Origin of the sequence: Phyllobacterium zundukense (assembly GCF_025452195.1) — a bacterium.
Lineage (GTDB): Bacteria > Pseudomonadota > Alphaproteobacteria > Rhizobiales > Rhizobiaceae > Phyllobacterium > Phyllobacterium zundukense_A.
The window spans coordinates 3,170,475-3,194,814 of record NZ_CP104973.1 but is presented as its reverse complement, the minus strand read 5'-3'; the positions used below and the strand labels follow the sequence as shown (position 1 = coordinate 3,194,814).

The window sequence follows — 24,340 nt, the reverse complement described above, 5'->3', positions numbered from 1 at the left end:
GCTGCAAGCTGCAGTGTCGAATCGCTCGGCCGGGGGAAAGGCCCCGCGGCAAGGGTTTGCAGTTTCCGTCATGCGTGGTTCGCCCTTCGACAAGCTCAGGACGCTCACCATGAGGGAGGTAAGTGGATTGCAGGGAGCCAAGAAAACGTCAGGTCGGCGATTTCGCTGCAACCCACCAATCTCCCTCATGGTGAGCGTCCTGAGCTTGTCGAAGGGCGAACCACGCATGACGGTGGTGCAAGCCTATATAATGCTCTAACGCTCCACCGCGCCAAACACATCCTCGAACGCATCGAACAGAGCCCGGTCGAGGTCGTGCATATCCACCGGCAGGCCGAGATCGACAAGGCTGGTGACGCCGTGGCCGCGTACGCCGCACGGCACGATGCCGTCGAAATGCGCAAGCTCCGGTTCGACGTTGATCGAGATGCCGTGGAAGCTGACCCATTTGCGCAGGCGGATGCCGATGGCGGCGATCTTGTCCTCGGCCGGCGAGCCATCGGGCAGGGCGGGCCGCTCCGGCCGCATCACCCAGACGCCGACGCGATCCTCGCGCCGCTCGCCCCGGACGTTGAACGCGGCGAGGGTAGCGATGATCCACTGTTCGAGCGCAGTGACGAAGGCGCGGATATCCTCGCGGCGCCGCTTGAGATCGAGCATGACATAGGCAACCCGCTGACCCGGGCCATGATAGGTATATTCGCCGCCGCGCCCCGTCGCGTAGACGGGAAACCTGTCGGAGACGAGGAGATCGCCCGACTTGGCACTGGTGCCGGCCGTATAGAGCGGCGGGTGCTCGACGAGCCAGACGAGCTCGCGCGCCGTGCCGTCCCTGATCGCCGCAACGCGGCTCTCCATGAAGGCGAGCGCCGCATCATAGTCGGTGAGGCCGTCGGCGATCAGCCATTCGACCGGGGGCGACAAGTCCCGGGAGAGGAATGCGGGGGCGAGATCGTCGCGGTTGGTCTTCATGATGCGAATTTCATATCCGGTTGTGGTTGCCTGCGCCGAACGTTTGACGATGTTCAGAATGGGTGCGCCGGATATGGACCTTTTCGCGGCGGATTTCCAGTCAGATGCAGCTTGGGCGTATTTCGACCGCATTGACGAAAAACAATTGCGATAGTCGATGATAGGGCTTGTTTAGCTGAAACCTATTTGCTACTAGCGCCAAGCCGACATGTTCGGCTTCTACCACAGTGCGGTCGTGGCGGAATTGGTAGACGCGCAGCGTTGAGGTCGCTGTGTCGAAAGACGTGGAAGTTCGAGTCTTCTCGACCGCACCATTCTCACTTTATAAAGTGATGATTGTATTGCAAAAAATGGCGGCCTCGTGCCGCCATTTTGCGTTTTACCAGGCTAACTCGACGGGTATGGCAAACCTCTATGCAAGGTTGTTACCGTAACGTACTTGCTCCTCCGGAACGCATGCATGAAGCTGCGGGAACGCCAGATCTTCGCAGACTATAACTGCGTCGTTGAAACTGCGAATAAGCAGTCGGATCAGAAGCGTTTTCCTGGAGCATTGACAATGATAGTTGCCAACAGCCTGAGGTCCAGGCCATGACCTTGTCCATCCCCGTTTTCAGGAGCCTGAGGGGATATCGGGCCAATTGGCTACCAAGCGATATATCGGCCGGGCTCGCGGTCGCCGCAGTTGGCTTGCCAAGTGCCATTGCCTACCCGGCGATTGTCGGCCTGCCTCTGGAAACGGGACTCTATGCGAGCATAGCGGCTCCAATCGGCTACGCGCTGTTCGGCCCTTCCAGGATCCTGATAGTCGGCCCGGACGCGGCAACCATGACCGTGCTGGCAGCGGCCGTGACATCGATCGTCGTCTCCCTGCCGGCGGACGCATCGGCAGACCGTGCCATGGTTGCATCGCTGATCGCCCTCGTCGTCGGAGCCATATGCCTCGCAGCGCGTCTGTTGCGTCTCGGCGTTGTGGCAACATTCCTTTCGCGGCCGATCCTCGTCGGTTTCTTCGCCGGTATTTCCGTATCGATCATCGTTGGACAGATTGGCCGCCTGACAGGGTTGTCGATTCAATCGGACGGGCTCATAGCGCCGTTCCTTGAACTCATCAACGAGAGTGCCGCGATAAACTGGCCTTCGCTTCTGCTCGGGTTGTCCATGTTCATTCTTTTGCAGGTGGTCAGGGCTTCGCGCCTGCCTGTTCCCGGTCCGGTCATTGTCGTTGTGGTTTCGGCCATCCTGTCGGTACTTTTCAACTTCCAGCAGATGGGCATTGCCGTTATCGGCGACATCCCCTTTGCGCTGCCATCCATCTCGATACCTTCTCTAGCCGCACTTCCCCTGGACCGAATCGTGCTGGGTGCAGCGGCTGTTTTTCTGGTGAGTTTTGGATCAGGCATAGTTGCAGCCCGCAGTTTCGCGGGACGCTCCGGCGAACATGTCGACGCCAATCAGGAACTGATCGGGCTGGGCGCGGGCAACATCGCCGCTGGCCTCTTCGGGTCATTTCCGATCAGCGTCTCGGACTCCCGGACGGCGATCTGTTATTCGGCAGGCGGAAAATCTCAGGTGGCAGGGCTCGTCTCGGCCGCAGCTCTGATAGCGACGCTACTCTATTTCAGCGATGCGATGCGGATTCTCCCCATCCCCGCACTTGGTGCCATTCTGGTAGCCGCTGCTCTCAGCCTGATCGATATCCCAGAGTTGCGACACATCTGGCGTATCAGCCGCGCCGAGTTCGTTTTTGCGCTTATCACCATGTGGGGAGCCATAAGCTTCGGTGTATTGGCCGGGGTGGTGATCGCTATCGCCGCAACGCTGGTCCACCTGGTGCGTCAGATGATGTTTCCGCGGGATGCTCTGCTCGGCCGTCTCGGCAGCCGCGACGGCCTCTACAAGCTGCACCGCTTTCCCAAAGCCCGTCCGATCCCGGGTCTCGCCCTCTATATAATCCAGGGCAGCCTGTTGTTTTTCAACGCCGACTACGTTCGTGAGCGCATCAGAACCATTGCCTCCGGTTTACCTGCCGGGACCCGCTGGTTCGTTCTTGACGCCAGCGCAATTGCCCAGATCGACAGCACCGCGCTTGCCATGCTCGATGACGTCCGAGGCGATCTGGCAGAGGACGGAATGACACTGGGCATCGCCGAGTTGCACGCCGAGGTGAAGACGATGCTCGAACGAAGCGGTCTCCTGGACCGCATTGGGCCCCAGTATGTTTTCGAGGATGTGGAGGATGCAATCCGCGGCTTTGAGGCCAGGCAAAAAGGACTTTCCGAGGGAACGGTTGCAGCTTCAACAGGACTTCAAGTGCAGACACCAGAGGGAGGATAATGTGATGAACAAACACGACAACACATTGCGGCAAGAGGAGCATGTCGAGCACAAGAAGCTCGGCAAGGACCGCTACAACAAGCAAATGAAAAAGCTTCAGATCGAGCTCGCGCATTTGCAGGCATGGGTGAAGAAATCCGGCGCCCGCGTCATCATCCTGTTCGAAGGCCGCGATGCGGCCGGAAAAGGCGGCATGATCAAACGGATCACGGAACGGGTAAGCCCGCGCGTGTTCCGCGTCATTGCGCTTCCTTCGCCAAGCGACCGCGAGAAATCGCAGATCTTCATGCAGCGCTACATTCAACATTTTCCCGCTGCGGGCGAGATCGTGATCTTCGACAGGAGCTGGTACAACCGCGCAGGCGTCGAGCGGGTCATGGGTTTCTGTTCCGAAAAGACAACGCGACGTTTTCTTGAACTTACCCCGCTGTTTGAGGCGGCGATCGTTGAAAGCGGCATCATACTGCTGAAGTATTTCCTCACTGTCGGCGAGGAAGAGCAGGAGCGCCGGTTCCGCCGTCGCATCGACGACCCCTTGCGCCAGTGGAAACTCAGTCCGATGGATGTCACGTCGTATCAACGCTGGTGGGACTATTCCCGCGCTTACGACGAGATGCTCAAGCTGACGGACAGGCCCGATGCTCCGTGGTGGATTGTGCCGTCCGACGACAAGGAGCGCGCGCGCATCAACTGTATTTCGCACATCCTCAAGTCGATCCCCTACGAACGGGTCAAGTTTGACGCGCCGAATCTCGGCAAGCGGCAAAAGCGGCCCAACGGCTATATCGCGCCAGAGACTACCGCCGCCGTGGTCCCCGACGTGCTTTGAAGACGATATCCGTCAAACAACGTCATCCACGAAAGGATCAAGCAGATGCCAGAGAAAAAAGAACCCCTGGATTTGAACGCGATGCCCCCGAGCGCGGCGGACATTCGCAATGAAGTCATCAAACGTGCAAGGGAGGAAGATCAAAAGCAGGCGAAAGCAAAGGCAATCCAGGAGCAGAAGGCTGCCGACTTCGCTGAAGATTTCCTCAAGAACCATGTCAGCGAAGCAGACGTCCTGTCGGTTCGCCGGCTTGTGGCGAACGCTGTCCAGGCGGGCAAATTCGAGGCTATGGTCTATAGCTTTTCATCGGATCTTTGTTCGGACAGCGGTCGCGCCATAAATAGCGGCGACAAAGACTGGCCACAAACGCTGCAAGGCAAGGCAAAGGAATTTTATGATCGCTATCAGAAACTTGCCAAGCCGCAGGGTTTCAAGCTCAAGGCAATGATCATCAGTTTCCCCGGCGGAATGCCCGGCGATGTCGGCTTTTTCCTGAACTGGGGTTCAGATCACGCTTGAGCTTTGCTGATGGTCGGCCGCTTCATGTCGCCAATGCATGCGATGACCGCTGCAGGCGGTAAACGATATTTGCCCAGAAGCCGGGAGGTGGAAAAATGCCGTCTGTTGTTTACGATGCCGGGAGGGCCGGCAAGAGAAAAAGCGCGCGTAGAAGGGCCAGTCGGATCATTGGGACGACCATTGCCCTGACCCTCGTGCTTGGCGCGAGCTTCGGCAACCTTGCGTTCGCGGACGAGCCAACCTTCGCCAAGCTTCAGTCCATGTGCAGGGACAGGAAAGATGAGCTGAAACGCGGTTTCTGCATCGGGTTCCTTGAAGCTGTCGCCCTGCGTGTCGCAAAGGAAAACAAGCATTGCGCACTGCTTCAGAGATATATCGACAGTCCCAACGCAAATCTCGCGTTCTCCGATTTGATAGCCGATCTGGATCCGCAGGAATATTCAGGCAGCGCGCTCAAATCGGTGGAGAAGTTCTTTCTCAACAGGGGCTGCAATTAGCTGAGGGAGATTTGCGAAGATTCCCGGCGGGCATTTGCGGCTCTTTCAGTGGCACTCATCACATCCATAACAATTGCGGCGCGGCACCAACGATAGTTCCGATGATAAGACCAAGGAGACTCGTCCCAACAGCACCAAACCACCCATAGGTGTTGTAGCCGTAATATGCTCCAATGGCGGTCGCAACCACCACGCAAATCAGAAACCATGATACGCGGACGATATTCCAAACCTTGGTTAGCTGAGGACTGCGGAACAATTTCGACATCAGAATTTGCGAGACAGGACCGGATCACAATGGATAGCTATCATTGCGATACCGAAGATAATGAGCACTACCCAAATCCTCCCGAACATCATTTCCGGGCCGTAATAATCCAATGGCTTTTGCGACTTGTCTGCCCATTTGGCTTCGATCTCTGGCGTTTCCTTTTTATTGGGATCAAGCTGTTCCGTCATCATCTCCCCTTGTCCGTCCAGGATCTTGCATTCTCAAAGGCGAGGGCTAGCTCCTTATGGAGATCAGGTCTGTGCCGCCGCAAGCCTTCCAACGCTGCTTTTTTCACATCAACCGGAATGGCTGAATTGCTGATGACGATGGTATAGATGGACCTGGCTACCGAGAATCTAATTGAAACAAATCCGGTATTCGGTCGGGCATAAATAGTTGTGACCTGGTCCCAGGTTATCCTGCGCCAGACAGCAGTGAGCAAGGGCAGGCGCCGAGCCATACCTTCCATGCCATTCTCGTCAACGCGAAACTCGATATCTTGGCCACGCAGCGCTCGAAGTACGTATTCCCAAGACATGCCCATCAGAAAAATCGCGAAGAGGAAACCCAAGGCTGCGGTAACCGGACCGTACTTCATCGGTCCGATCTGCCAGTATTCCCATAGTTCGCCGAGATACACGAGGCAGGCGAACGCACCGCCCATGCCGAAAATAAACATCGACCGAAATTGCCGTATTTCCTCCCGATAGTTCTGCATCCCAACAAGCCCGTTACAGTCCCGGGGCTGTGATACCGCTTAAACTGGAAATGTTTGGCAAACGATTCGTCGACAATTCGAGCAATTGATTTGGCCGCCCATATCCAGGCGTGGATTGTTCAACACAATGCAGAGACCCAAATGTCCTATTCAGATGCGGCAACCTTCGTGCCGACAGATGAGATGATGCAAGAAGGATTCAGTGCCCTCGGTTTCACGGTCGAGCAGATCGATCAGTTCTTCACGTTGGCATCGGCTCTGTAGAACTGCACGTACTTCGTTCGCAGATAGGGGACCCATTCTGGCCACATTGAACGAAGGCTGCCCCAATCCCGGTTTCGCCACGCCTTTAGGAACTCTTGTCCACTTGTTCCAGCGTGATCTAAAGCGAAATCAATAGCGAGTCTGTGATCCTCGTTCTCTCCGCTCTCTATCTTTGCTCGTCCTTCGTCCCTGTGCCGGCGAAAGTACGCAGCATTATCGTCTTTGCTCATGATCAATCCCTTTGGGATGTATGAAGGAACTTTATCGGCGTGTCATAGATGCAAACTTTCGGAATGTACCAATTCCGAAGTGAGCGGTACGGATCGCGGGTGGATAGCCAGTTGAAAGCAACTTTATCTGTAGTCGCAGTCTGATTTTAAACGACTTCGACACGTATGGGGATGCTGAAACGACGCTGGCGTACTCTCTGAGAATATCAAGTAGCTCATCCCTATGGGCGGCAAACTTGCTCTTCCTGTCTACAGAAGCCTTGATGGCCTCTGCAACGAAGGCCCAATGGAACCGCTCAACAAGGATGTCCCGCATAAAGAAGCGCATCTTTATGGGATCATCTGGAAATGCTGCGGCAAGCTTCTTGAAATACTTCAGACGGCTGCGGCTCATGCGAATGCTGTAGGATGTGCTGTCGGTATGAATACACCATACGGTCACGGATCGATCAATGAAGCTGTTGGTGTAGTTCTTCCGGAATATCCGCATGAACAGGTCGTCATCTTCGTAGCCCATGAATTGGGGATCGAAGCCGCCGACATCTTCGAACGCAACCCGGGAGATCAGCGAGGCTGATGGCAAAACGTGCATATCATAACGAACGAGGTCGAGGATGTGCGTCTTCGGGTGCTTACTGTGCTCCTTGACCATGCTTGTCCGGATAACGTTGCCGTCGCCGTCAGCTTCAATCAGGTCGCCGTAGACCCATCCAAAATGAGGGTCGTTTTCGGGAATGCCTTCGATGAGCGTTTGAATATGCGTCTTGAGGTAGAAATCGTCTTGGTCGAGGAAGCTCACATATTCAGAGGTCGATGCGGTAACCCCTGCGTTTCTAGCCGAACCCTGACCACCGTTTGCTTGATCAATAATACGAAACTCATATCGCTTGGCGAGTTTGTGCAGGAAGGTCTTCTCTTCCTCCTTTGATCCGTCATTGACAATGATAAATTCATTCGGCGCAACCGTCTGGCCGAGGACGCTAACAACGGCACGCTCTATGGTGTCCGAACCATTGTAATAGGGGATGACCACGACAACAGTTGGAACCTTTGCGGCGGACATTCGGCGGGCTGTGGTTGCCATTATCGTACTGCCGATTTTAGGCAACGAAGCAGGGCTGTCAGTTTCCATGATGGGCCGCATCGGCGTGGTCTACGATCTCGACAATTGTAGCCTTTAGCTTTCGGAAGTAGTGGATTGTAGCTAGGCCCCACCTCTAATCCGAAACCAGTTGAATCAAACAACGAAAACGGTAATTCTCTTCTATCCAATGTTGTATTCCAATAGTGTTGTAATATAAATTGTAAAAAAGTAGGATTAACGCCGATATAACAAGATTTTTCAACCCTTTATATACAACTTAAGTATGAGTTCGCTATCATTGGGATAGAAAGGAATTCGAACCGGCAAGAGTATGTGTTGTGATGATGTTCGTCTCAATGGGAAATGTGTGACGGCTCCGTACCAGAACACGTCGCGGGGGAGAAACTGAATACGTCGCGACAAGGTTAGGATCATTCCAGACAGAGGGAATCCGGACAAAGGGAATCTGGTCCATTGGCATCACATGACGATCCGCTGCTGCAACCCTATCAGCTCAAACATCTGCGGCTCAAAAACCGCATAATGTCGACCAGTCACGAGCCTGCCTATTCCGAAGACGGCATGCCGAAAGAGCGCTACCGGCTCTATCACACCGAGAAGGCCAAGGGCGGTATCGCGCTGACGATGACGGCGGGGTCTGCGGTCGTCTCACGCGAGTCGCCGCCTGCTTTCGGCAATCTCCACGCCTACAAGGACGAGATCGTGCCCTGGCTGCGCGAGCTCAGCGACGATTGCCATGAGCACGGCGCCGCTGTGATGATCCAGCTGACGCATCTTGGCCGCCGCACCAGCTGGAACAAGGCCGACTGGCTGCCCGTGGTTTCGGCTTCCCCGATACGGGAGCCTGCGCACCGCGCCTTCCCGAAGGAAGCGGAGGAATGGGATATCGAGCGGATCATCGGCGATTATGCCTCTGCTGCGCAGCGTATGCAGGCGGCGGGGCTCGATGGTATCGAGTTCGAGGCCTATGGGCATCTGATGGATGGTTTCTGGTCGCCCGCCACCAATCATCGCGATGATGACTATGGCGGGTCACTGGACAACCGGCTGCGCTTCACCTGGGCGGTGATCGATGCGGTGCGCAGCTTGGTCGGCCCGGATTTCATCGTCGGCATTCGCATGGTGGCCGACGAGGATTGGGAGCAGGGGCTCTCGAAGGAAGAGGGCGTCGAGATTGCCCGGCGCATCGCCGCTTCCGGCAAGTTCGACTTCTTGAACATCATTCGCGGCCATATCGATACGGACGCGGCGCTGAACGAGGTTATCCCGATCCAGGGCATGCGGTCCGCCCCGCATCTCGATTTTGCCGGTGAAATTCGCCAGCTAACGAAATTCCCGACATTTCACGCGGCGCGTATCGCCGATGTGGCGACGGCGCGGCACGCCGTGGCCGAGGGCAAGCTTGACATGGTCGGGATGACCCGCGCGCATCTCGCCGACCCGCATATCGTGCGCAAGATCATGGCGGGCGACGAACATCGCATCCGGCCCTGCGTCGGCGCCACCTATTGCCTCGACCGAATCTATGAGGGCGGCGAGGCGCTGTGCGTGCACAATGCGGCAACCGGGCGCGAGCAGACGATGCCGCACGTCATTGCGAAAGCGCAGACGCCGCGCAATGTGGTGGTGGTCGGGGCGGGTCCGGCAGGGCTCGAGGCCGCGCGTGTTGCCGCCGAGGGCGGGCACAGGGTCTCGGTGCTGGAGGCTTCGGATCAGGCCGGCGGACAAGTCCGGCTTGCCTCGCAAAATCCGCGGCGCAAGGAGATGATCGGCATCGTCGATTGGCGTCTGGACGAACTCGAGCGGCTCGGCGTCTCGCTACGCTACAATGTCTGGGCCGAAGCCGATGACGTGCTTGGGCTAGATCCGGATGTCGTGGTTATCGCGACAGGCGGCCTGCCGCAAAACCCGCCATTGACGGCGGGCGATGATCTGGTGGTCTCGAGCTGGGATATTCTGGCGGGTGCGGTGAAGCCGGGCGAGAATGTGCTGCTCTATGATGACAATGGCGGGCATCAGGGGATGAGCGCGGCGGAAATGATCGCGCGTGCAGGTTCAAAGCTGGAACTTGTCAGTCCAGAGCGGTTTTTCGCGCCGGAGATGGGCGGCATGAACCACGTGCCCTATATGCGCGCCTTTCAGGAAAAGGGCGTGCGCGTGACGATCAATACGCGGCTTGTCAGCGTTACCCGCAACGGCAACCAGCTTGTCGCGACGCTCGGTTCGGATTTTGCGCCGGACTATCGCGAGGAGCGTCTGGTCGATCAGGTGGTTGTGGAGCACGGCACTTTGCCGATCGATGATCTCTACCGCGAGTTGAAGCCGTTGTCGCGCAATGGCGGCGCCGTGGATTATGACCGGCTGGTCAATGGTGGCGCAATCTTTCCCGTGCGGGGAGAGGGCACGTTCGATCTGTTGCGGATCGGCGATGCAGTCCACGCGCGCAATATCCACGCGGCGATTTATGACGGGCTGAGATACGCTACGAGGTTTTAGCGCGTTCTGGCTCCCGCAAGGGGAGGACAGTCACATATGGTTCGCGGTCATTGCCTAACAGGAAGATTGTACATGTCACCCCACCCCGGACCTTTGGTCCGACCCTCCCCATCAAGGGGAGGGTGAAGAGCGCGGTGGCACACACATTTCCCCCTTGATGGGGGAGGTCGCAGCAAAGCTGCGGGTGGGGGTGAACCTCCTATGCGATAGCCCTCCCACAAGGGGAGAGATAACCGGCATCGGCTGTCCTGTTAGTTGATTGCTGCCTTGATCTTTTCGGCAGCGTCTGCGCTGACCCATTTCGTCCAGACAGGCTCATTGTTCTTCAGGAAGTATTTCGCGCCGTCTTCCCCTGTCGCCTGATTGTCGGTCATCCAGGCCAGAAGCGTGTTGACGGTCTTGTTGTCCCACGAACGGGCCTTGAGATAATCCATGGCCGGGCCGGACGTTTCGCTGAATTTCTTCGTCACGACCGTATCGACTTCGGCGATTTCCCAATCGTTCTTCTTGGGGTCCGGGCAATCGGCAACCGTGTTGCAACGCTTCCATTCGGCGGCATCGAATTTCACGCCGTGGTCGAGCTTCACCATCGGATATTTGCCAAGGAGCGCAGTCGGTTCCCAATAGTAGCCGATCCAGCCTTCCTTGCGCTCGTAGGCTTTTGCCAGCGCACCATCGAGGCCGGCGGCGGAACCCGTATCGACGAGCGTGAAGCCCTTCTGCTCGGCATCATAGGCCTTGAAGAACTGCGTGGTTGCTACAGTGCCGCCCCAGCCGGCAGGTCCGTTGAACACGGCGCCCTTGGAGGGATCTTCGGGGGCGGGGAAGAGTTCAGGATGCTTCAGCGCGTCGTCGATCGTCTTGATGTCGGGATGGGCGTCGGCGAGATATTTCGGGATCCACCAGCCCTGCACACCGCCGTCGGAGAGCGACTTGGAGGCGTAGACGAGCTTGCCGTCGGCAACTGCCTTATCCATGATATCGCGCATGAAATCGATCCAGCCTTCAGGGGCAATGTCGGGCTGGCCCTTTTCCGTCATGGAGGTCAGGGTCGGGATCGTGTCACCCTGAATGATTTCAGCCTGACAGCCATAGCCGGATTCGAGAATGATCTTGTCGAGATTGGCGAGGACTTCCGCAGACTGCCAGTTCATGCTGGCAATGGTGACATTGCCGCATTCGGCAGCCGATGCGCCACCTGCGGCACCGAGCAGCGCAAATGCCATAACGCCGCTCATCAATAATGCTTTCATCATAGTTCCCTTGATTTTGTTGGTTGGAAAGGCTTTCCAACGATAGTCTTACACCAGACAGCCAAGAAGCCCGGATGCGGCAAAGGCTTGGTTTTTTGCGACGCCGTCATCAATTCCTGGCAACGCTTCCGGAGATTGCGTTAATCGAACAGTTTCTCATCGATTTCAATGAGATATGGCGTTCCGCTCGCCTTGGCTGCTAGCAAGGCGGCAGGCAAGTCGTCGATGTTGTCCAAGCGCTTTGACGGAACACCATATGCCGCGGCGATTTTCAGGTAGTCGGGAGCCGATGGACGCACGCCAACCGGGTCGATATCGACCTCGATCATGGCGCGTTCGATCTCCCGATAACCCTGATTGTTCCAGACAATGAAAATGACAGGCACACGCTCATCGACCGCCGCGCCGAGTTCGCCGAGGACGAACTGGAAGCCGCCATCACCGACGATGCAGATCGTCGTTGTTTCCGGCTTTCCCAGCGATGCGCCGATGGCGGCCGGAGGGCCAAAGCCAAGCGCTCCGAACCCGGTCGCAGCGTTGAACCAGCCGCCGACGCGGTCGTGATCGTAGTACAGGTTGCCCGCATAGATGGCCTGCGTGGAATCGCCGACGATGAGCGAACCCGGCAGCGTGTCGCGAAGGGTGTCGAGGAAGCGGACCATGGCCTGGTAGCGCGGGCCGATATGAGCCCAGGCGGCATCGCGCGTTTGGCGTGCGCGCTCTTGGCCTAAATTACTGTTGCGGCGCTCCGGCAGGGCGGCCGCAAGTACCTCAACGGTTTCGTTTGCCGAAGCCTCGACCGGCATAAAGGCCGGATGGCGGTCGAGTTGTCCCGCGTCGATATCGATGCGCACGAGCCGTTTGAGCTCAGGAAAACCGCCGTCGCCATACATGTCATAATCGGTCGGGCCCATCTCCGTACCGATCGCGATAACGAGATCGCTGTTGGCGAGCAGGTCGCGGCACGGCTTCAGACTGGGGCCGGCTGGTATGAGCAGAGGGTGAGCATGCATGATGCCGCGCGCGTTGGTCGTCGCGATGACCGGCGCATCGAGCTTTTCCGCCAGTGCTTGCAGGGCGCTGGCAGCAGCCTTGGTGCCGCCGCCTATCAGGATCACCGGCCGTTCGGCGCCGAGGCATAGACGCGTCAATTCCGCCATGGTCTCGGAAGAAGCGTGCGGGATCGGCGCATCGTAGGACAGGCGTTCTGCACCCTCCAGCGGCAGTGCCATCACATCCAGCGGAATCTCGATATGGACGGGACCGGGACGGCGCGAGGCAAACAGGGCAAAGGCTCTGGCGAGCACGATGGGCAGCTCGTCGGGCTTCTCGATGCGATGCGAGAACATCGCGACAGTCTGCAACATGGCGCGCTGATTGGGCAGTTCGTGCAGGAAACCCATGCCCTTGCCGAGCGAATCCCGCTGGTTGACGCCGGAGATGACCAGCATGGGGATCGAGTCGGCGCGGGCCTGACCCATGGCGGTTATCGTATTGGTGATGCCTGGGCCGGTGATGACGAAAGCAACGCCGGGCTTGCCGGTCGCCCGCGCATAGCCATCGGCCATGAAGCCCGCTCCCTGTTCATGGCGCGGCGTGATATGGCGGATTTTTGAACCGGCGAGGCCGCGGTAGAGCTCTATCGTGTGGACGCCGGGAATGCCGAAAACCGTATCGACATCATAGGATTCGAGCAGGTGGACGAGGGCTTCACCGACAGTGGTCATGCGGATTTCCGTTGTTGCAGCCGCGATGCAAGGCGGACGATGCCGGCGCAGGCCGCATCGATCTTGTCATCGGCAACGCTGAGGCTCAAGCGAAGATAGCCTGCAAGGTTGTCGCCGAAGGATTCGCCTGGCATGACCGCGACGAGCTCCTCTTCGAGAAGGCGCATGGCGAATTCCTGTCCGGACAGCCCGGTTGCGCGAATGTCGGCAAGAATGAACATGCCGGCTTGCGGGATTTTGGAGACGATACCCGCCTTGCCATCCAGACGTTCCGAAATGCGCTGGGCGCGGCGCAGGAAGCTCTCGCGCATCGTGGCGGCGGCGGTGGATGGGCGGCCCAGAGCATAGGCGGTCATGTCGGCGATGAAGGGCTGTCCACCGAAAAGCATGGATTCGGACAGTGGCAGCAGGCGCTCCGTAAATTCCTTCGGGGCAATGCACCAGCCGCTGCGGAAACCCGGAGCGGCATGGGATTTCGAGATGGAGGCAACGGCAATCGTGCGATCGGCAAGTTCTGCCCGGTCTAGTGGCGACGCGAACGTGCCATTGAAGATCATCAGTTCATAAACTTCATCGGAAACGATCCAGAGATTGTGCCTGATGCAGACTTGGCCGATTTCGGCTATTTCCGCGGCGCTGAGCACAGCGCCTGTCGGATTATGCGGTGTGTTGAGGAGGAGAACCTTCGATCGCGGCGTGATGACTTTTTCAAGGTCTGCGGCCTGCATGCGGAAACCTTTTTCGGGGCGCAGCGGAACGGAAACACGTGTTGCTCCCGTCGCACGGACAACGCCGTCATAGGTCGCATAGAGCGGATCGCCGGTGATGATCTCGTCGCCTTCCTCGGCAAGTCCCATCATGACCATCGACAAGGCAGTTTGCGTGCCGGAGAAACACATGATGTTTTCCGGACCAATCTGGCGTCCCGTGCGTGCGGTGTATTTCGCCGAAAGCGCGGCGAGCAATGCCGGTTCGCCGCGACCGCTGGAATAGCCGGTCCGGCCAGCACGCATCGCCCGTTCCGCAACGTCTATCATGTCGGTTGGCGTCGGAATATCAGGCTCGCCGATCGTCAACTCGATGATCTCGTGTCCCGCCTGCTTCATTTGGCGGGCGCGGAAATGGACAGCCCATTTATCGGATCCAAGTCCGGCCAGACGGTCGGTGACAGACGCATAGCGCATCATATCGCGCCTCCTTTTTCAGGATTGAGAGAAATTGCAAGAACGGCTTCGATAGCGGCTATACCGGTCTCGGCCAACTCTCCTTCGGCAAAAATATCACCCGCAAGACAGCCTTCAAGCCATAGCCCGTCGATAATCGCGTTGACGGCGATGGCGTGGCGGCGGGTATGAATTGGCTCAGCCGGCTTGCCGGCGGCCAGCAATGCTTCGCGGATGAGCGCTTCCAGCTCGTCGCGGAAGCCAAGATAGCCGTCGCGGTGCGCCAAGGCCATGGCTGGATCGGCATGGACCATGCCGATAAATCCAGCCCAGAGGGAGAGATTGTTAGGGTCCATGATCGGTTGACCGAGGTTGGCCTTCACGAAAGCATTGAGCCGGTCACGCGGATCATCGGCTGCACTCTTCAGCGCATCGCTTGCCTGGACCGTCATGCGGTTCATGACCGCGCGATAGGCCGCACCGATAAGATCGTCCTTGGCCGGAAAATAATAGCGGATGAGACCAGCGGTAACATCAGCGCGCAGAGCGATCTCCCGCACGGTCGCGCCGGCAAGGCCGCGCTCCGCCACACATTCGAGCGTCGCCGCGATCAAATCCTCGCGGCGCTTATCTTCGCCCTCGCGGCGGAAGCTCTTGCGTGTGGCGGTCTGGGTTTTCATTGGCGCCAGACGGGCCGGGTCAGGCAGGTGGGGCCACCCTCGCAGGCGATGCACAGGGCATCGGCCTCGAATGTGGTGACTGTGCACCCAGCGGCTTCCATGGCAGCCTTGGTCTTGTCAAAACCGGCAACGGCGATCACCTCATAGGGGGCAGTCGGCAAGACATTCAGATTAAGCCCATTGCTCGCGGCGAACTCTTCTTCCGGCGCCACGACGAGGCGGATGCCGCACTCCTTCAGGAGCTGGTAGAAGGCGGCAGGCAGCAGTGGCAGGTGCACCAGCGCCAAATCCTCGGCCAATGGGGAAATGATCGACATCAGATGCAGGCAGGCTTCTTCGCCATGCCAGAGCGGTAGATCGAAGCCAAGAACTGTGATGCCGAGGGGCTTCAAGATCGCTGAGAGCTGTTCGATGCCGGACTGGTTGGTGCGAACACCGCGCCCGACAGCCAAGGTATTGCTATCGATCCAGACGCAATCGCCGCCTTCGACGGTGCCCGGCGCTTCAATGCGGCCAAGAACCGGGACATCCATCTCGCGGTAGGTTTCATGATGCAGATCGGGCTCGTCGAGGCGCAGGTCCTTGCCCATGCGCAGGAGCACCGCGCCTTTATCGGTGACGAGCGAAGGATCATGGGTGAATATCGAGATCCGAGAGGGCGTCGTTGCCATCGCGTATCCAGGTAATGTCGGCACCGGACCGGGCGACAAGATCGGCGAAGACCTTGTGCTGTTCGGATGCGCGGCGCGGATCGAACTGCGGGCCATAGTGCCAGACGTCACGCTCGGCGCCGGCCATGACCCTGTCCGGCATGCGCATTATGACGCGTTTCAAGGGAAGGGCCATGGACTGCGAACCGAATGACATAGTTTGGGGGTGCTCTCGAAAAATTGCTCGTCTGTGTATTTATACGCTTGCATAATTAGAGCGCAAGTGGTGTGATGGGCTAAATTCGGGCAATCAAGACCCATGCTGACAAAAGAGGCGGATCGAATAACTGATGATTGAGCATGCACGACAGCTATGCGCGGGAATCCCGGAATGACGGCGAATGTAGCCGTTGCGGCGGATCCTTTCCAACCGGGCGCGGCTGAACAGGCTGAAGCTATCCACATCGAGAACCTGCACAAGCGGTTCGGCGCGCTTGAAGTGCTCAAAGGCGTTTCCATGTCAGCCAAGGATGGCGATGTCGTCGCCATGATCGGCGGCAGTGGCTCGGGCAAGTCCACGTTTCTTCGCTGCATAAATTTCCTTGAAAATCCCACCAGCGGCGTCATTCGCATCAATGGCGAAGACGTCAAAATGGTCAGTGACGGTCACGGCGGCCAGGTTCCGGCCAATCGCCGCCAGATCGAGCGCATTCGCAGCCGGCTCGGCATGGTGTTCCAGAACTTCAATCTCTGGCAGCATATGACGCTGATCCAGAATGTCATCGAAGTGCCGGTGCATGTGCTCGGCATGAGGCGCGACGAGGCGATGGCCATCGGCGAGCAGCTTCTCGAGCGCGTCGGTCTTTCAGCCAAGCGCGATGTCTATCCCGCCTATATGTCCGGCGGACAGCAGCAGCGCGGCGCAATCGCGCGTGCGCTGGCCATCCAGCCGCGTGTGATGCTCTTCGACGAGCCAACATCAGCGCTCGACCCCGAGCTTGTCGGCGAGGTTTTGAAGGTCATTGCCGACCTCGCGAAAGAGGGCCGGACGATGCTTCTGGTCACCCACGAGATGAAGTTCGCCCGCGAAGTGGCGAGCCACGTGATGTACCTGCACAATGGAATCGTCGAGGAGGAAGGGCCTCCCGAACAACTATTCGGATCGCCAAAATCTGAACGTTTGAAACAGTTTATCCGAACTGTTTCATAAGTGACTAAAACCAATACAGGGAGCAACCCTGGGGAACAGTTGAACCAATGGAGATAAGAATGAAGTCTTTTCTGAAAACAACGGCAGCTGCCGTTGTGCTTGTGGTTGCCGGCCTCGGTGCAGCCAATGCCGAGCAGGTCAAGGTTGGCATTGCCGCCGAACCCTATCCGCCTTTCGCGTCGCCCGATGCATCGGGCAAATGGCAGGGCTGGGAAATCGACATCACCATGGCGATGTGTGAAGCGGCCAAGCTCGACTGCGTCATCACGCCGGTTTCGTGGGACGGTATCATTCCGGCGCTGACGACGAAGAAGATCGACATCATTGCAGCTTCGATGTCGATCACCGCGGAACGCGAGAAGACGATCGATTTTTCGGACAAGTACTACAATACCCCGACGTTGATTCTCGGCTCCAAGGACGAGAAGATGGATGCGACACCCGAAGGTCTGAAGGGCAAGATCCTTGGCGTACAGGTTTCGACCGTGCACCAGGCCTACGCGAAGAAGCATTTCGCTGACACTGCGGCCGAGATCAAGGAATATCAGACGCAGGATGAGGCCAACCAGGATCTGGCTGCCGGACGCATCGACGCTACCCAGGCGGATGGACTGGCGCTGGAAACCTTTGCTGCCACCCCTGAAGGCAAGGCTTGCTGCGACATCAAGGGCAAGGTCGCCGATGATCTGGAGATCCTCGGGCCGGGCGTTGGCGTTGGCGTGCGCAAGGGCGACACCGCGATGAAGGAAAAGTTCAACGCGGCGATCAAAGAAATCCGGGCCAACGGGAAGTATGACGAAATCTCGAAGAAGTACTTCACCATCGACATGTATGGCGGCTGATTGAGTTTGGGCCGGGGTTGGGTTTCCAACTCCGGCCGTTTCATAGTTCGAAACCTGCATTTGACGCTGAATCGAGGACGGCTTGGCCGACGCATCGATTATCCCCGCCGGAATTGTCGGCGCTCTAGATCTTCTATCTCCTTTTGCGCCAGGCTGGGGCGCCAACCTTCTGCGCGGGCTGGTCCGGTCACTGCAGATCGCTTTCGGCGCGTTTGGTATGGGCCTGATTATCGGAACATTCGGCGCATACGCGAAACTCTATGGCGGTCCGATCGCACGCGATCTGGCGGCAATCTATACGACAATGGTGCGGGCAATTCCCGAGCTGGTGATGATTATCCTGCTCTATTATGCGGGAACGGACCTGATCAACCGTATCCTAGAGGGGATGGGGTATCAGCGTGTCGACATCAGCGGCCTCGTTGCCGGTATCGTCGTGCTCGGATTTGTCCAGGGTGCCTATGCGACGGAAGTGCTGCGGGGCGCAATCAAAGCCATCCCGCAAGGCGAGATCGAGGCGGCGAGGGCCTACGGCATGTCGCCTGTGCTGATGATGCGCCGCATCACGCTGCCGGCGATGTTGCCGCACGCGTTGCCCGGGCTTGCCAATCTCTGGCTCATTTCGACCAAGGACACGGCGCTGCTTGCAGTCGTTGGCTTCAGCGAACTGACACTGGAAACGCGTCAGGCCGCCGGGACGACGAAAGCCTATATGACGTTCTACCTCGCAGCCGGTGCGCTTTATCTGTTCATTACGTTGTTCTCCAGTGTCATCCTGGAATGGGTTGAGAAACGGGCGCGGCGCGGCATGCCTTCGGTGAAGGAGGCGCGGTAATGAGCGAAACGCAAATCGAAGTTCCGGTCGAGACATTTCCGATTCACAAGGAGAAGGATCCGAGCGCGCAGACGAGCAAGCTGCCGCCGCATCGTATCGTGCTCATTCTCATCGGGTTGGCGCTTGTGGCTTCGGCGGCTTTGTTCATGCGTTGGGACTGGCTGCCGCAATATGGCGGTCTGATCCTGCAGGGTCTGTGGCGGACTATCTGGATACTTGTCGTAACGGTCGTCCTTGGTTTTCTGCTGGCGGTTCCCCTGGGATTGGCGCAGGCCTCCGGCCCGGCGTTCCTGGCCATTCCGGCGCGAGCGTTCTGCACTGTCATTCGCGGTACGCCGCTGCTCGTGCAGCTTTGGCTGCTCTATTACGGCCTCGGTTCGCTTTTCCCACAATATCCGTGGATCAGAGGATCCGAGCTCTGGCCTTACCTGCGACAGGCGTGGCCCTATGCCGTCCTTGCCCTGACGCTGTCTTACGCCGGTTATGAGGGCGAAGTGATGCGAGGCGCCTTTGCGGGAGTTCCTAAGGGACAACTGGAGTCAGCACGCGCTTTCGGCATGCCGCGCTTTACGATCTTCCGCCGTATCTGGCTGCCGCAAGCCATTCACAGGGCGCTGCCGACGTTGGCGGGCGAAGCCGTGCTGCAGCTGAAATCCACACCGCTGGTCGCGACCATCACTGTTGTCGATCTATACTCGGTTGCATCGCGCGTCAGGCAGGATACGTTTCTTACTTACGAACCGCTGCTTTTGCTGGCGGCGGGCTATCTCGTGATCACGGGTATCATCGTCATGCTGTTCCGGCGCGTGGAGAGAATGATACCGTCGAAGCTTGGTTGAGCGTTTTCTGGTTGTGGCGCAAATGACGGGACTTATGTCGCAAGTGTTGGAGGCGTGTCGCTGAGCAGATGCGCATAGTGTGGGCAAAAGGAACACCTCGCAAAAGACGAGAAAGATGGGACGCGTATCACCGGCGGTGCAAAAGCCGGTGAGCATTCGCCATTTTCCCGACTCTTTGACGAGGCGAAGGGTGATAATGCGGACAGTCGAGACTTTTCAGCATAATATCCACGAGCACGCCGATATGGGCATCATCCTGCCCGACGGCTGCCGGCTTTCGGCGAGAGTCTGGATGCCAGACGGTGCCGAGCAGACTCCGGTTCCTGCCATTCTCGAATTTCTCCCCTATCGCAAACGCGACGGCACCACGGCGCGGGACAACCTCACTCACCCATATTTCGCTGGCCACGGGTACGCCTGCCTGCGCGTTGACATGCGCGGCAATGGCGATTCCGAAGGGCTGATGGAGGACGAGTATTCCGAGCAGGAATTGGCCGATGCCTGCGAGGTGATCAAATGGATAGAAGCCCAGCCCTGGTCGACCGGCAAGGTCGGCATGATGGGCATATCCTGGGGCGGCTTCAATTCGCTGCAGGTGGCGGCGCTGCAACCGGAAGCGCTGAAGGCGATCATCACGCTCTGCTCGACCGATGACCGTTATGCCGACGATATTCATTACAAGGGCGGCCTGCTGCTGAACGAAAATCTCGGCTGGGGCGCGACGATGCTCGCCTATTCGTCGCGCGCGCCGGACCCGGCGCTTGTTGGCGAGAAATGGCGCGATATGTGGCTCGACCGGCTCGACAACGAGCCTTTCCTGCCAGCAGTCTGGCTCAACCATCAGACGCGCGACGCCTATTGGCAGCGTGGTTCGGTCTGCGAGGACTTTTCCGCGATCAAGGCGGCGACACTCGCCGTAGGTGGCTGGGGCGATGCCTACAAGAACGCCGTGCCGCGGCTGATGGCGGGCATCACCGCGCCGGTCAAGGGCATCATCGGGCCTTGGGTGCATAAGTATCCGCACTTCGCCGTGCCCGAGCCGCGCATCGGCTTCCTTCAGGAAACGCTGCGCTGGTGGGACCGCTGGCTCAAGGATATCGATACCGGCGTCGAGAACGATCCGGCTTATCGTGCTTATCTGATGGATTCGGTGCGGCCCAAAAGCTGGTATACGGAACGTCCGGGTCGCTGGATCGCAGAACAGCAATGGCCGTCCAACGCGATTGCGTCAGAAGTGCTGCATCTGCAAGCGGACAAGTCTCTTGCGTCCGAGGCCTCCGGCCAGTTCTCCCATCTCGTGGCATCGCCTCAGGATTGCGGCATGATGGGCGGCGAATATTGCGCGATCTGGCTCGGACCGGAAATGCCCGGCGACCAGCGTCGCGACGATGCGCTTTCGGTTTGCTATGACACGGTTCTGGACAGGCCGATCGATATTGTCGGTGCGCCGGAGATAAAATTGAAGCTGTCAAGCGACAAGCCGGTCGCCATGGTCGCTGTGCGGCTTTGCGACGTGCATCCGGATGGTGCGTCGACGCGCATCAGCTATGGTGTATTCAATCTTTGCCATCGCAGCGGGCACGACAAGCCGGAGCCGCTTGTGCCGGGAGAAGCCGTCGACATCAGCTTCAAGCTCGACGATATTGCCTATCGCGTGCCGGCCGGTCACACATTGCGGGTGGCCGTCTCGTCGTCCTATTGGCCGATGGTCTGGCCCTCGCCGGAGAATGTCAGCCTCACGATCGAGGGCGGGCAGATCAGCGTCCCCTCGCGGGAGCTCGCGACAGGTGACGAATGGACCTTCCCGGAGCCGGAAGCCGCGTCGCCGTGGCAGCTCGAAACTTTGCGCACCGGCGGCAACAGCCGGTCGATCGAACATGATCAGGTCACAGGCAAGATCAGTCTGGTGATCGAAGACGATTTCGGCGAAGCGCGGGACAAGGATCACGGACTGATCCATGGCGGCGTTGCGCGCGAGCGCTGGGAAATCAGCGCCGACGATCCACTTTCCGCCTATGGCGAGACCCATTGGACAGAAGTTTCGGGCCGCGACAACTGGCGAATCCGCACCGAGACATTCACGACGATGCGGTCTGACAAGCACAATTTCTATCTGACCGGGCGCATCGAAGCATACGAGAACGACAATGCGGTGTTCGAGCGCGATTTTACCGAGACGATTGCACGTAATTACATCTGACTTTGGGCGCTGCATCTGCAGCGTTGTCTTAAATACCAAACTTAAAGGGTTGAAATTTACGGATATCAGGTCGCATAATTCACAAAAACCAGAATTGGGACGCCGGGCGTCGCAAGCAGAAGAAGGGGAATAGATATGTCAAACGAACTCGATTATCTCAGCCGCAGGGTTGCACTTGGCAAGCTTTCGCGCCGCGACTTTCTCGGCCGCGCCGCGGCTCTTGGCGTTACCACGGTTTTCGCCAACTCCCTGCTTTCGAGCGCCGCGCTTGCCGAAGGTCCGGTCAAGGGTGGAACGTTGAAAGCCGGCATGCAAGGCGGCGCTTCCACTGACAGTCTCGACCCTGCGACGTGGCAGAGCCAGGTTCCGTACAAGTTCGGCCGCCAATGGGGCGAACAGCTTGTCGAGATCCAGCCGGACGGCAAGCTCAATCCGAAACTCGCGACGGAATGGGGCTCTTCGGACGATGCCAAAGTCTGGACCTTCAAGATCCGCAAGGGCGTACAGTTCCATGATGGCAAGGAGATGACGCCAGACGACGTCGTCGCCACGATGGAGCGTCACTCGGATGCCAATTCGAAATCCGGTGCGCTCGGTGTCATGGGCGGCATCGAAAGCGTGAAGAAAGACGGCGATACCGTTGTTTTCACACTGAAAGAAGCCAATGCCGATCTGCCGTTCCTGATGGATGACTACCACCTGATGATCCAGCCGGGAGGCGGCAAGGACAAGCCGACTGCCGGTATCGGTACAGGACCATACAAGGTAGTAACGGATGAGCCGGGCGTACGTCATATCGGGACGAAATTCCCCAACTACTGGGACGGCGACAAACGCGGCCACGCCGAGCAGATCGAGATCATCGTCATCAACGACGCGACGGCCCGCACCGCGGCTCTCCAGTCCGGTCAGGTACACATGATCAACCGCGTCGAGCCGAAGATCGTCGATCTCGTCAAGCGCGTCCCAGGTGTTACAATCCAGAACGTTGCGGGCAAGGGACACTATGTTTTCATCGCCCACTGCAACACTGCGCCGTTCGACAACATGGATCTGCGACTGGCACTGAAATACGCGATGAACCGCGAAGAGATGGTGAAGACCATTCTGCGCGGCTACGGTTCCGTGGGTAACGATACGCCGATCAACAAGGCATACCCGCTGTTTTCGGACGATATCGAACAGCGCAAATACGATCCGGACAAGGCGGCGTTCCATTACAAGAAGTCCGGTCATGATGGTTCGGTGCTTCTGCGTACGTCCGATGTAGCGTTTCCAGGCGCAATCGACGCGGCGCAGCTCTACCAGCAGAGCGCTGCCAAGGCCGGCATCACCATCGAAGTCAAACGTGAACCGGGCGATGGTTATTGGACGCAGGTCTGGAACAAGCAGCCGTTCTCGACATCCTATTGGGGCGGAAGGCCAACGCAGGACCAGATGTTCTCGACTGCCTATTATTCCAAGGCAGACTGGAACGACACACGCTTCTTCAACGAGAAGTTCGACAAGATGCTGCTTCAGGCGCGCGGCGAACTGGACGAAGCCAAGCGCAAGGCAATGTATCGCGACATGAATGTCATCGTGCGCGACGAAGGCGGTGTCATCGTGCCGATGTTCAACGACTTCATCGACGCGACGAGCAAAAAGGTTGGCGGCTGGGTGCCGGACGGCAATCAGGAGATGAGCGGCGGTTATGCCTTGTCGCGCTGCTGGCTGATCGCGTAGAGGTCGGCGGATGAGTACGCCTGTCCTTAAACTGGTCGCCCAGCGCATTGCGATGGGCGTACTCCTTCTCCTTGCTGTTTCCGTGCTGATTTTCGTCGGCACGCAGATCCTGCCTGGAGATGTCGCACAATCCATTCTCGGGCAATCCGCCACGCCGCAAGCGCTTGAAAACCTGCGGCGTGACATGGGCCTCAATGATCCGGCCTATATCCGCTACTTCCGCTGGCTTGGAGGTATCCTGACCGGCGATCTCGGCACAGCTCTCTCCAGCGGGCAGGACATCGCCACGTCGCTGAAGGACCGGCTGTGGAACACGTTGTTTCTAGCCTCGGCGGCGGCGGTGGTTTCGGTTCCGCTGGCAATCGGCCTCGGGCTGCTCGCCGTGCGCTACCGCAATGGGCCGGTCGACAAGATCATCTCCGGGCTTGGTCTCGCCTCGACGTCATTGCCGGAATTCTTCACGGGTTATCTGCTGATCTACTTCGTCGCCGTGCAACTGCAATGGTTTCCGAGTGTATCGACAGTCTACGAGGGGATGCCATTTGGCGAACGCCTGAGCGCCATTGCCCTGCCGGTTACGGTGCTGACGCTTGTTGTTCTCGCACACATGATGCGCATGACCCGAGCGGCAATCCTCAACGTTATGCAATCCGCTTATATCGAGACGGCTGAACTGAAAGGGCTGACGCCATTCCAGATCATCACGCGGCACGCTTTCCCCAATGCCATCGCGCCCATCGTCAACGTCGTCATGCTCAATCTCGCGTTCCTGATCGTCGGCGTGGTCGTCGTCGAAGTCATCTTTGTCTATCCCGGCATGGGCCAGTATCTGGTCGATCACGTTGCCAAACGCGACGTTCCGGTCGTTCAGGCATGCGGGCTGGTTTTCGCGGCTGTCTATGTCAGCCTCAATATTGTTGCTGATATCGTGGCGATTGTTTCCAATCCCCGCCTCAGACATCCGAAGTGAGGCCCGGC

22 protein-coding genes, 1 tRNA gene and 1 pseudogene are annotated in these 24,340 nt (G+C 58.2%); 14 read left to right on the top strand and 10 right to left on the bottom strand.

Annotation, left to right across the window (positions count from 1 at the left end; all coding sequences use genetic code 11):
• Window positions 1–255 precede the first annotated feature (255 nt).
• Window positions 256–972, bottom strand: coding sequence for a lipoyl(octanoyl) transferase LipB (gene lipB / locus N8E88_RS27975; protein WP_262295667.1), 717 nt, complete (start codon window positions 970–972; stop codon window positions 256–258).
• 229 nt (window positions 973–1,201) lie between these two features.
• On the opposite strand from lipB, the gene N8E88_RS27970 reads away from it, so the two are divergent.
• The 5 genes from N8E88_RS27970 (at window position 1,202) to N8E88_RS27950 (ending at window position 5,154) form a co-directional block, all read left to right on the top strand.
• Window positions 1,202–1,286: transfer RNA gene (locus N8E88_RS27970), tRNA-Leu, on the top strand.
• A 277-nt stretch (window positions 1,287–1,563) separates the two neighbouring features.
• On the top strand, window positions 1,564–3,309 hold the full coding sequence (locus N8E88_RS27965; protein ID WP_262293419.1) for a SulP family inorganic anion transporter: 1,746 nt from the start codon (window positions 1,564–1,566) through the stop codon (window positions 3,307–3,309).
• A 4-nt stretch (window positions 3,310–3,313) separates the two neighbouring features.
• Window positions 3,314–4,138, top strand: coding sequence for a polyphosphate kinase 2 (gene ppk2, locus N8E88_RS27960; RefSeq protein WP_262293418.1), 825 nt, complete (start codon window positions 3,314–3,316; stop codon window positions 4,136–4,138).
• A gap of 45 nt (window positions 4,139–4,183) precedes the next feature.
• The gene (locus N8E88_RS27955) at window positions 4,184–4,657 is read left to right on the top strand and encodes a histidine kinase (protein ID WP_262293417.1); all 474 of its coding nucleotides are present in this window, start codon (window positions 4,184–4,186) and stop codon (window positions 4,655–4,657) included.
• A 95-nt stretch (window positions 4,658–4,752) separates the two neighbouring features.
• Window positions 4,753–5,154: a hypothetical protein gene (locus tag N8E88_RS27950; RefSeq protein WP_262293416.1), complete on the top strand. Its 402-nt coding sequence runs from the start codon at window positions 4,753–4,755 to the stop codon at window positions 5,152–5,154.
• Window positions 5,155–5,212: 58 nt separating this feature from the next.
• On the opposite strand, the gene N8E88_RS27945 is transcribed toward N8E88_RS27950, so the two are convergent.
• The 3 genes from N8E88_RS27945 to N8E88_RS27935 are packed head-to-tail and all read right to left on the bottom strand — an operon-like array spanning window position 5,213 to window position 6,143.
• A complete protein-coding gene (locus tag N8E88_RS27945) occupies window positions 5,213–5,422 on the bottom strand; it encodes an autophagy-related protein 27 (protein WP_262293415.1) in 210 nt (69 codons plus the stop codon).
• On the bottom strand, window positions 5,422–5,616 hold the full coding sequence (locus tag N8E88_RS27940) for a hypothetical protein (protein ID WP_262293414.1): 195 nt from the start codon (window positions 5,614–5,616) through the stop codon (window positions 5,422–5,424). The genes N8E88_RS27945 and N8E88_RS27940 overlap by 1 nt, the downstream gene beginning before the upstream one ends.
• Window positions 5,613–6,143, bottom strand: a complete 531-nt coding sequence (locus N8E88_RS27935) for a hypothetical protein (RefSeq protein ID WP_262293413.1) — start codon at window positions 6,141–6,143, stop codon at window positions 5,613–5,615. The genes N8E88_RS27940 and N8E88_RS27935 overlap by 4 nt, the downstream gene beginning before the upstream one ends.
• A 141-nt stretch (window positions 6,144–6,284) precedes the next feature.
• Between N8E88_RS27935 and N8E88_RS27930 the strand changes: the two genes are divergently transcribed.
• Window positions 6,285–6,407, top strand: coding sequence for a hypothetical protein (locus N8E88_RS27930; RefSeq protein WP_262293412.1), 123 nt, complete (start codon window positions 6,285–6,287; stop codon window positions 6,405–6,407).
• Between the two features lie 261 nt (window positions 6,408–6,668).
• Here N8E88_RS27930 and N8E88_RS27925 read toward each other — a convergent pair whose 3' ends face one another.
• Complete coding sequence (locus N8E88_RS27925) at window positions 6,669–7,721, bottom strand: glycosyltransferase family 2 protein (protein ID WP_262293411.1); 1,053 nt, start codon at window positions 7,719–7,721, stop codon at window positions 6,669–6,671.
• Window positions 7,722–8,195: 474 nt separating this feature from the next.
• Here N8E88_RS27925 and N8E88_RS27920 point away from each other — a divergent pair, with 474 nt between their 5' ends.
• Window positions 8,196–10,238 carry an NADH:flavin oxidoreductase gene (locus tag N8E88_RS27920; RefSeq protein ID WP_262293410.1) on the top strand — a complete coding sequence of 681 codons (2,043 nt, stop codon included), beginning with the start codon at window positions 8,196–8,198 and terminating at the stop codon, window positions 10,236–10,238.
• A 251-nt stretch (window positions 10,239–10,489) separates the two neighbouring features.
• Here the strand turns inward: N8E88_RS27920 and N8E88_RS27915 are convergent, their stop codons facing one another.
• From N8E88_RS27915 to N8E88_RS27895, 5 genes and pseudogenes are all read right to left on the bottom strand, one after another.
• Window positions 10,490–11,491 (bottom strand): ABC transporter substrate-binding protein, encoded by a 1,002-nt coding sequence (locus tag N8E88_RS27915; RefSeq protein WP_262295666.1) that lies wholly within the window; start codon window positions 11,489–11,491, stop codon window positions 10,490–10,492.
• A gap of 140 nt (window positions 11,492–11,631) precedes the next feature.
• Window positions 11,632–13,218 carry a 5-guanidino-2-oxopentanoate decarboxylase gene (locus N8E88_RS27910; RefSeq protein WP_262293409.1) on the bottom strand — a complete coding sequence of 529 codons (1,587 nt, stop codon included), beginning with the start codon at window positions 13,216–13,218 and terminating at the stop codon, window positions 11,632–11,634.
• Window positions 13,215–14,402, bottom strand: a complete 1,188-nt coding sequence (locus N8E88_RS27905; protein WP_262295665.1) for a pyridoxal phosphate-dependent aminotransferase — start codon at window positions 14,400–14,402, stop codon at window positions 13,215–13,217. Before N8E88_RS27905 ends, N8E88_RS27910 begins: the two co-directional genes overlap by 4 nt.
• A complete protein-coding gene (locus N8E88_RS27900) occupies window positions 14,402–15,061 on the bottom strand; it encodes a TetR family transcriptional regulator C-terminal domain-containing protein (protein ID WP_262293408.1) in 660 nt (219 codons plus the stop codon). The genes N8E88_RS27905 and N8E88_RS27900 overlap by 1 nt, the downstream gene beginning before the upstream one ends.
• A pseudogene (locus tag N8E88_RS27895) lies at window positions 15,058–15,907 on the bottom strand (dimethylarginine dimethylaminohydrolase family protein). The gene N8E88_RS27900 and the pseudogene N8E88_RS27895 overlap by 4 nt, the downstream one beginning before the upstream one ends.
• Before the next feature lie 195 nt (window positions 15,908–16,102).
• On the opposite strand from N8E88_RS27895, the gene N8E88_RS27890 reads away from it, so the two are divergent.
• The 7 genes from N8E88_RS27890 to N8E88_RS27860 all read left to right on the top strand — a co-directional run bounded on the left by N8E88_RS27890 (window position 16,103) and on the right by N8E88_RS27860 (window position 24,332).
• Entirely contained in the window at window positions 16,103–16,921 is an 819-nt protein-coding gene (locus N8E88_RS27890) for an ABC transporter ATP-binding protein (protein ID WP_262293407.1), read from the top strand.
• A gap of 59 nt (window positions 16,922–16,980) precedes the next feature.
• Entirely contained in the window at window positions 16,981–17,763 is a 783-nt protein-coding gene (locus N8E88_RS27885; RefSeq protein WP_262293406.1) for a transporter substrate-binding domain-containing protein, read from the top strand.
• A gap of 169 nt (window positions 17,764–17,932) precedes the next feature.
• Window positions 17,933–18,598: an ABC transporter permease gene (locus N8E88_RS27880; protein WP_262295664.1), complete on the top strand. Its 666-nt coding sequence runs from the start codon at window positions 17,933–17,935 to the stop codon at window positions 18,596–18,598.
• The gene (locus N8E88_RS27875; RefSeq protein WP_262293405.1) at window positions 18,598–19,437 is read left to right on the top strand and encodes an ABC transporter permease; all 840 of its coding nucleotides are present in this window, start codon (window positions 18,598–18,600) and stop codon (window positions 19,435–19,437) included. Before N8E88_RS27880 ends, N8E88_RS27875 begins: the two co-directional genes overlap by 1 nt.
• Before the next feature lie 196 nt (window positions 19,438–19,633).
• A complete protein-coding gene (locus tag N8E88_RS27870) occupies window positions 19,634–21,637 on the top strand; it encodes a CocE/NonD family hydrolase (RefSeq protein WP_262293404.1) in 2,004 nt (667 codons plus the stop codon).
• A 135-nt stretch (window positions 21,638–21,772) separates the two neighbouring features.
• A complete protein-coding gene (locus tag N8E88_RS27865) occupies window positions 21,773–23,362 on the top strand; it encodes an ABC transporter substrate-binding protein (RefSeq protein ID WP_262293403.1) in 1,590 nt (529 codons plus the stop codon).
• Between the two features lie 10 nt (window positions 23,363–23,372).
• Window positions 23,373–24,332, top strand: a complete 960-nt coding sequence (locus N8E88_RS27860) for an ABC transporter permease (protein ID WP_262293402.1) — start codon at window positions 23,373–23,375, stop codon at window positions 24,330–24,332.
• The last annotated feature ends 8 nt before the right edge of the window (window positions 24,333–24,340 follow it).

What these genes read in the sequence shown, in the direction of transcription:
- lipB (WP_262295667.1), bottom strand. Translation starts at nt 972, where the DNA reads ATGAAGACCAACCGCGACGATCTCGCCCCCGCATTCCTCTCCCGGGAC.
- N8E88_RS27885 (WP_262293406.1), top strand. Translation starts at nt 16,981, where the DNA reads ATGAAGTCTTTTCTGAAAACAACGGCAGCTGCCGTTGTGCTTGTGGTT.
- N8E88_RS27900 (WP_262293408.1), bottom strand. Translation starts at nt 15,061, where the DNA reads ATGAAAACCCAGACCGCCACACGCAAGAGCTTCCGCCGCGAGGGCGAA.
- N8E88_RS27905 (WP_262295665.1), bottom strand. Translation starts at nt 14,402, where the DNA reads ATGCGCTATGCGTCTGTCACCGACCGTCTGGCCGGACTTGGATCCGAT.
- N8E88_RS27870 (WP_262293404.1), top strand. Translation starts at nt 19,634, where the DNA reads ATGCGGACAGTCGAGACTTTTCAGCATAATATCCACGAGCACGCCGAT.
- N8E88_RS27945 (WP_262293415.1), bottom strand. Translation starts at nt 5,422, where the DNA reads ATGTCGAAATTGTTCCGCAGTCCTCAGCTAACCAAGGTTTGGAATATC.
- ppk2 (WP_262293418.1), top strand. Translation starts at nt 3,314, where the DNA reads ATGAACAAACACGACAACACATTGCGGCAAGAGGAGCATGTCGAGCAC.
- N8E88_RS27935 (WP_262293413.1), bottom strand. Translation starts at nt 6,143, where the DNA reads ATGCAGAACTATCGGGAGGAAATACGGCAATTTCGGTCGATGTTTATT.
- N8E88_RS27915 (WP_262295666.1), bottom strand. Translation starts at nt 11,491, where the DNA reads ATGAAAGCATTATTGATGAGCGGCGTTATGGCATTTGCGCTGCTCGGT.
- N8E88_RS27965 (WP_262293419.1), top strand. Translation starts at nt 1,564, where the DNA reads ATGACCTTGTCCATCCCCGTTTTCAGGAGCCTGAGGGGATATCGGGCC.
- N8E88_RS27890 (WP_262293407.1), top strand. Translation starts at nt 16,103, where the DNA reads ATGACGGCGAATGTAGCCGTTGCGGCGGATCCTTTCCAACCGGGCGCG.
- N8E88_RS27860 (WP_262293402.1), top strand. Translation starts at nt 23,373, where the DNA reads ATGAGTACGCCTGTCCTTAAACTGGTCGCCCAGCGCATTGCGATGGGC.
- N8E88_RS27940 (WP_262293414.1), bottom strand. Translation starts at nt 5,616, where the DNA reads ATGATGACGGAACAGCTTGATCCCAATAAAAAGGAAACGCCAGAGATC.
- N8E88_RS27930 (WP_262293412.1), top strand. Translation starts at nt 6,285, where the DNA reads ATGTCCTATTCAGATGCGGCAACCTTCGTGCCGACAGATGAGATGATG.
- N8E88_RS27925 (WP_262293411.1), bottom strand. Translation starts at nt 7,721, where the DNA reads ATGGCAACCACAGCCCGCCGAATGTCCGCCGCAAAGGTTCCAACTGTT.
- N8E88_RS27865 (WP_262293403.1), top strand. Translation starts at nt 21,773, where the DNA reads ATGTCAAACGAACTCGATTATCTCAGCCGCAGGGTTGCACTTGGCAAG.
- N8E88_RS27875 (WP_262293405.1), top strand. Translation starts at nt 18,598, where the DNA reads ATGAGCGAAACGCAAATCGAAGTTCCGGTCGAGACATTTCCGATTCAC.
- N8E88_RS27950 (WP_262293416.1), top strand. Translation starts at nt 4,753, where the DNA reads ATGCCGTCTGTTGTTTACGATGCCGGGAGGGCCGGCAAGAGAAAAAGC.
- N8E88_RS27910 (WP_262293409.1), bottom strand. Translation starts at nt 13,218, where the DNA reads ATGACCACTGTCGGTGAAGCCCTCGTCCACCTGCTCGAATCCTATGAT.
- N8E88_RS27955 (WP_262293417.1), top strand. Translation starts at nt 4,184, where the DNA reads ATGCCAGAGAAAAAAGAACCCCTGGATTTGAACGCGATGCCCCCGAGC.